Consider the following 6490-nt stretch of genomic DNA (forward strand, 5'->3'; position numbering starts at 1 on the left):
GAAGTTGCGGTTGCACTACTCGCAACCGCCAATTTGTGATTGGCGATCGCATGAATCAGCAGGTGCATAGCACTTGGATTCCCATAACCCGCAACTTGGGTTAATAGTTTATCAGATAATGCTTGTTTTGCTTTTGCAGTCGCTTCCATCTCAGTTCGCTGGGCAACTGCTCTATCTCTATCCCTAGCTTTGTCGCGCAGCACATCTAGAGAGTCGTTTATTTCCGAATTAATATTGGTATAATATCGCTGAATATCAATATGTGTCGCCTTGCTACCAGATATCCCGCGTGACAAACCAAGTGGTTTCATCGCAGCCGCGTAATTATCCTGCCACTCTCGTAACAGTTGGGGAGAACCAAAAAAAGCACTGGCATTTAGCTTACCCCGCTCATCAATGGGTACAAAATGTGCATGAATGTGGGGTGTCACTTCATCTAAGTGTGCGACAGATGATATTACGCGATCGCCAAGTCTTTCTTGCAACCATTGTTCGTTAAACCTGAGCCAATGTTTTAATTGGGCTTGTTCGTATTCTCCAGCAGCAGCCTCTTGATTGGGGCGAAAAAACTCTCTTGACGCAGATAAAAGTAACTCCACACATAGTACACCATTCTTGCGAATAGTTTGGTTGCCAATATAATTCTTGGTATCGGAGACTAAATTTTGTTGCTGATTGCCAATTAACCAGATATTATCTTTATTCGGGTCGGCATTGGGAGTTTCTCTAGTACGCTGAACGTGGCTAGCAGAACCTGCGATTTGTCCCCATGTTTTTAGTTTTTTAATTAAAAATATTGCGTATGCCATAGGTTAATAGTGGTATGAAAGTTGATTTTTGATTCCGGATAAAAACGAGGAATTAAATAAATTCCGTAATAAGTACAATTGGGGTTGGAGAGAGTGCAGCGCTCGAAGTGATGCGACTGTGCAAATGCTGGTACAGTTGGGTTTGAAGAGAGTGAAGTAAATTCGATTGCAGCGAGAGCTTTTACTACAGTTAATTTGGCTGAGTCAAATTGCGCTTGCTATCCAGCTATTCGGCTTCTAAAAGTACCGCACTGCTAGTAATAGACCCGTGACTGACTTCAAGTGCGGCATAATTATGTTCGTGATAAATAAGCGCTGGTTGTTTTAAGACAAGGAGCGAACTTCACCGTACTGCCGTATATGTTCCACGAGCATTTTGGTATAACCACCAGCTTGTTCCAAGTGTTCTAAATTGCCTACTAAAATGAATAATTCTTTGGCTCTGCTAACAGCCACGTTAAGTAGATTTGGTCTGCGATTAAGGAACCACAAGCTATCTAACGTGCGACACTGGCGAGTGGATAGAATAATTGCTGATTTTTCCCCACCTTGGAACGTGTGGACTGTACCAATACTGCTATCGGGAAAATATGAACAAGTTGCTTGGAGGTGCGATTTAAGGGCATTGGCTTGACGGCGGTAGGGTGAAATCACTCCAATTGTGTTATTGTTGTCAGATGAATTAATGCAGTAGCCGTGGGTGATGAGTTCCCCAACAATTGCCTCAACCGCAGCAATTTCATCTGGGTTGGTGTGAGATTCATACTTGCCCTCAACGTGGTACGCAATTAAGTTGGAACCAAGCAGTGAAGATTTATCCTGGGTTTTGACGATCAGACCGTAGTTACAAAGGCGATCGCAAAATGAGATAATAGGCTCCACGCAGCGGTAGTGTTCCTTGAGGAGAATACCGTTACCCAAGTCTCCTGCTGTACCGTTTGCACCAGCGGCACGGTGGTAGGCTGTAGCTGTACTTGTAGCCGTAGGGCTGTAGCGGTCATAGTCTACGAAAGTTAACCCGCGTGCGATAAATGCTTGGTTGCAGTACTGTTCTAGGGTTTGGTGAGGCAAATTGACGACTGGTTCCAACTGCCAGGGGTCGCCCACAACCAAAGCCTTATTGCAGCGCACGAGGGCAGGAAACGCTTGATGCGGAGGAATCATCCCAGCTTCATCGACTATCAATTGGTCGATGCAACCGCTGTCAGTATAGGGAAAAAGGTTGCGAATTGAATGCAGAGTTGAGGTAAATACTGGAAAAACCAGACTGATGTTGCGGTAGATATTGCGCCAGTCGCGTGCCAAGTTTCGTCTTGGCTCATATTCACCGTTGAGAAACGCGATGTATGTTTTAAGGTCAGCAATAATTTCATCCTTACGTTGCAGTGCTTTTAATTCCAGATACTGCCATGACAATTCAAATAATCGCACTTGCAGTTGGTGGTGTTCGGTGTAAAAACGAGAGTAAAAATCTTCGGTGGGATGACTAGCAATTCTTGCTTCTACTCGTTGCTTGCGGGCAGTCATCTCAAAAAGGCGACTTTGGGCATTAGTCAAATATTGAAATCTGACATGCCACTGTTTGGCAGTTTCTAACTGTGCAGCAACAGTAGATACAGCGTCAACAAGCGACTCTCTTGTCAAGGGTATTTGAAAAGGAAAAGGAGTCGCCAATGTTGCTAGAGTAGGAGATTCAATTTGTTTGTGCAGGCGTTTTAGGATGTGTCGGGAGCTAGTTTTGGTTAATTGTTGCCAAAATTGGGTAAGCCAGCGCAACAGTTGTATCCATAAGTTATCAGTATTTCTGTTGTATTTAGATGATTTGACACGCGATCGGCATCGCACAGCATTTTCTAGGTGTTGCTGAATTAACTGGTATGCTTCTAAAGGGAACTCTTCGTAGTCGGTTTCGCCCTGCTGCTGTAAATTTTGGCTTGTTGCAATTTCTTCATTCAACACTTGGATATCTGCATCCAACTGTTGAAGCAACCTGCTATCAGTAACTTGTTGTTGCTGATGCAATTGGTCTTGGTCTTTAAGTGTATAAAGTTGATTAACTCCTGTTAGCAACTGGGTGGAGATTTCTTCTAATTCAGTAGCATTAAATTTATGGCGTTGCAGCCAATCAGTAGCAGCTTGTAGCTTGGGTAGCACAAGTTTGGCGATTAGTTCTTTGGAGCCTCCTAATAAGTAAAATCGGTCACTTTGAAAGTGTTGAGCTAACCTTTCTTCAACGTTAATGACTGCACGGTTGTTGGTACTTGTAACTAAAGTTAAGTTACTCGCATCTTCTCCGGTTTGTGCCAACTGTACAGCCCGTTTGACTACTTGCTGGGAGATTGTTTGTAACACTGCAAAAGTCTTACCATTTCCTGGTGGACCAATAACAGCTGTAAGGGAATTTTCTTTTTGGTGTTTGAGCGCAACTGCTTGGCTTACAGTGGGAGGATACGCGGTGGGGAATGCACCAAGAAACAGCATTTCATGGTTAGGCTCGTATTTCGTCCCAAATAAATACTCATATGCAGGATGTCCTGGTTGTGCCCATACAGGATGCTGTTGAGAGAGGATTTTGTGTAAGTCGTTATGAAGATTGTAGTTCCAACCACCAAAACTGCATTGGAATAAATAAGGATTGCGTTTAGTTGTATATGGTCTATCCGGTACGTCAATTAAATCAATAAAGTCTTGTAGGGTGTTGAAACTTTTGTTGAATGTGGTTGTCAAGAAAACTTTCAGTCCTTCTCTAGTTATCAGATTTTCTATTTCTTCTTCATCTAACTCACAAAATTCGATTAAGTTGGGAATAATTGGTTGAAACTCGAACTCATTTAAATCCCAACCTCTAGCACGGTAGCTCCCTGTAAAAATACTGCTTAGGTCGATTTGAAATAGGGGGTAAAAGCGACGGCTACCTTCAATTGCCCGCCAGATCTGCGGGAATGACACAGCAATTTGAAAGTCATTACTTTTACCTTTTTTGTCAAGTGCGATGAATTGCTGCTTAAATTGTTTGAATAAGGATTCTTCAATCAAGAGATTATCGCCAATTAAGGAGATACCTTTATCAATTATTAGGTTGGAATCATCGGCTGCATTTACTTCTGCACGCGAGAGATTATCGAGGTAAAAGTAATCCAACCAAGCATTGAGTATTTTATTTATATGAAGTTTGTTTGGCATTGTTAATTTTGGTATTTGAAGCAGGTAAGCAGGACTTACGCACAAATCATGGAATAAGGTAACCGCAGAGAACGCAGAGTACACAAAGGAATAAGAGGAGCGAGAGTTATCTTGCGTAAGTCCTAGGAAGTTGAATTACTGACCAGTGAACAGTTAATAATGGGCGTATGGTGGTGTTTTCCTGCATAGAAGCAAGCGTTATTACCCGCCACCTAGCTTGCTTACCCTCCGGGGTACGCATAAGTCTTCAATCGGTGTGGTGAAACACCAACGCAATTGGAACTGATAACTATTAAAGGTGCATGAAATTCCGTACTAAATGGTGGAATCACACTCATGCTTAGAAGTTATGAAGCTTGTTGTTCTTCTATAAGTGATTGGAGTTCCCCTAACAATTCCTCCAACCGCTTTTGTTTATTAGCATCGTTCCAAATATTAGCTTTTTTCACTTTGGGAATTGTTTTATCCCAGAGTGATTTGAGATGCGAGGGAAATGCTGTAGCTGTGGATGTTATCGCTAACAGCGGTTGGATTTTCTCTTTAGTTTCTGCCACCGACCAGTTTTGTTTTATGGCTTGTTCGAGAAAATCAATACGTTGAGATTGGTCTTTAATTTTGTTAATTAACTTGGCTTTGGTATACTCGATTTCGCCATTCCTGAGTGCTAAAAGTATATCTGATTTGAGGTTAAGGAGAGGCAAACGATTGCAGGTAAATGACTCCCAAGTCATAAAACCCAATGCTTTAAATACTGCCTCAACTATTTGTAGTTGCAAGTCGGTTGGATTATCTGATTGTGATTGTAACTGTTCACTCCTCCCTATATCGTTATTGGGATAATCTGGTTGTAATGGTTTAGTCTTCCCTATATCGTTATTGGGAAAGTCTGGTTGTAACCATTCACTCCTCCTTATATCGTTATTGGGAGAATCTGGTTGTAATGGTTTAGTCTTCCCTATATCGTTATTGGGAGAATCTGGATTATTAGATGCATTATTTTTAGCAGCTTTAGAAATGTCTTTACGTTGCTGTTGTAGATTGTGCAAGATAGGTGCAACATCTTCGACAGAGCAACCCAACTTAATTGACAAAATTTGCAGAATTCCCTCGGTTTCATCAACAACATTCAGGTCTTCACGCTGAATATTCTCCACAACAGCGACAAGGAAAGCAGTTGTGTCGTCCAACTCTTTGATAACGACTGGAACACAGTTTAGTCCAGCATCTTCAGCTGCACGTAAGCGTCTTTCTCCTGCCACCAATTCGTATTTTTCCCCATCAATTGGTCGCACAAGTATGGGTTGCAAAATACCGTGCTGTTCGATTGAGCTAACTAGAGAGGCATGGGCTTTCGGGTCAAAGTAGCGTCGGGGTTGCTGTTTTTTGGTCAGACATATCAGTTCTAAAGGTAAAGTTTGAGATGTCTGAGGATTTTGCCCTGTGTCTGAATTATTTGGAGTTGGATTCGAGGTAGTTAAAGCATTGGTAGGGGTTGTAGTAACTGAGGTATTTGGAGTAGCTGATTTTTTTGAATTAACTGAGGTATTTGGAGTAGCTGATTCTTTTGGAGTAACTGAGGTAGTTGTAGTGACTGATTCTTTTGAATTAACTGAGATAGTTGGAGTAGCTGATTCTTTTGGAGTAACTGAGGTAGTTGGAGTAGCTAACTCCGTTGATTTAGAACCAAACTGAAGTCCTAAAAGGTCATCAATATTAAGGTTGGTTTTAAGATTTGCCTTGCTCATATTGTTTATTCAAGTGACTCGATACTCAATGCTAATTCTTCAAAAACGGCAACTGCTGGATGTTTGGGAGCGTGCATCGCTAAGGGAATTCGTTGTTCGGAAGCATCGGTAAACGCTGTACTTCTTACCACGGGAGGAAACACTTTCCCAACTTGGGATAGGATTTCTTGAATAGTCCCCAGCGCTCTTGTATCGTGGGAGTTGCGGCTATCGTATTTTGTTGGGACGAAACCTGCTACTTTCAAATCGCGATTAATTTTGCTTTTAACTCTAGCAACAGTTTTTAGCAGTTCATTGCTACCTTCAAGTGCTTTAAAATGCGTCTCGATTGGTACAAGGATATAGTCGCTAGCAACAAGTGAAATGTTACTCAAAATCCCTAAACTAGGAGGACAATCAATGATAATAAAGTCGTAGTCATTTTTAATTGGTTCGAGTGCTTCTTTGAGGCGAAACTCGCGCATATCAGCGTTAACAAGCTGCGCTTCAGCTAGCGATAACGCAATATTGGTTGGCGCTAAATCCATTCCATGAATGTTTTTATGAATTGGTAGGGGGTGTTCTTCAACTAAAGCGTTGTAAATCGTTTTTTCTAACTCTCTAGGGACTAAACCCATAAAAGTTGTCAGTGTCGCTTGTGGATCGATATCAACTCACATCTTGCACCTGGAAATATGAATGTGAAAACCACAACTAAGTGCAAGGGTAGATAGGCGTTCAATATCAAGTAAAAGAAGAGACATGACTATTTGA

The 6490-nt window shown here is 41.8% G+C and carries 4 protein-coding genes; all 4 read right to left on the bottom strand.

What is annotated here, in order from left to right; all coding sequences use genetic code 11:
- On the bottom strand, positions 1–809 hold an 809-nt coding region (gene mobV / locus AABK37_RS39680), incomplete at its 3' end, for a MobV family relaxase (RefSeq protein WP_432556885.1).
- Positions 810–1133: 324 nt separating this feature from the next.
- Positions 1134–3992, bottom strand: a complete 2859-nt coding sequence (locus AABK37_RS39685) for an AAA domain-containing protein (protein WP_432556886.1) — start codon at positions 3990–3992, stop codon at positions 1134–1136.
- 347 nt (positions 3993–4339) lie between these two features.
- A complete protein-coding gene (locus AABK37_RS39690) occupies positions 4340–5737 on the bottom strand; it encodes a ParB/RepB/Spo0J family partition protein (RefSeq protein WP_432556887.1) in 1398 nt (465 codons plus the stop codon).
- Positions 5738–5742: 5 nt separating this feature from the next.
- Positions 5743–6384 carry a ParA family protein gene (locus AABK37_RS39695; protein ID WP_432556888.1) on the bottom strand — a complete coding sequence of 214 codons (642 nt, stop codon included), beginning with the start codon at positions 6382–6384 and terminating at the stop codon, positions 5743–5745.
- Positions 6385–6490 lie beyond the last annotated feature (106 nt).

This window comes from Tolypothrix sp. VBCCA 56010 (assembly GCF_050875635.1).
Lineage (GTDB): Bacteria > Cyanobacteriota > Cyanobacteriia > Cyanobacteriales > Nostocaceae > Hassallia.

Bases quoted from the DNA above. Each gene is read 5' to 3' on its own strand.
- AABK37_RS39685 (WP_432556886.1), bottom strand. From the start codon at position 3,992: ATGCCAAACAAACTTCATATAAATAAAATACTCAATGCTTGGTTGGAT.
- AABK37_RS39690 (WP_432556887.1), bottom strand. From the start codon at position 5,737: ATGAGCAAGGCAAATCTTAAAACCAACCTTAATATTGATGACCTTTTA.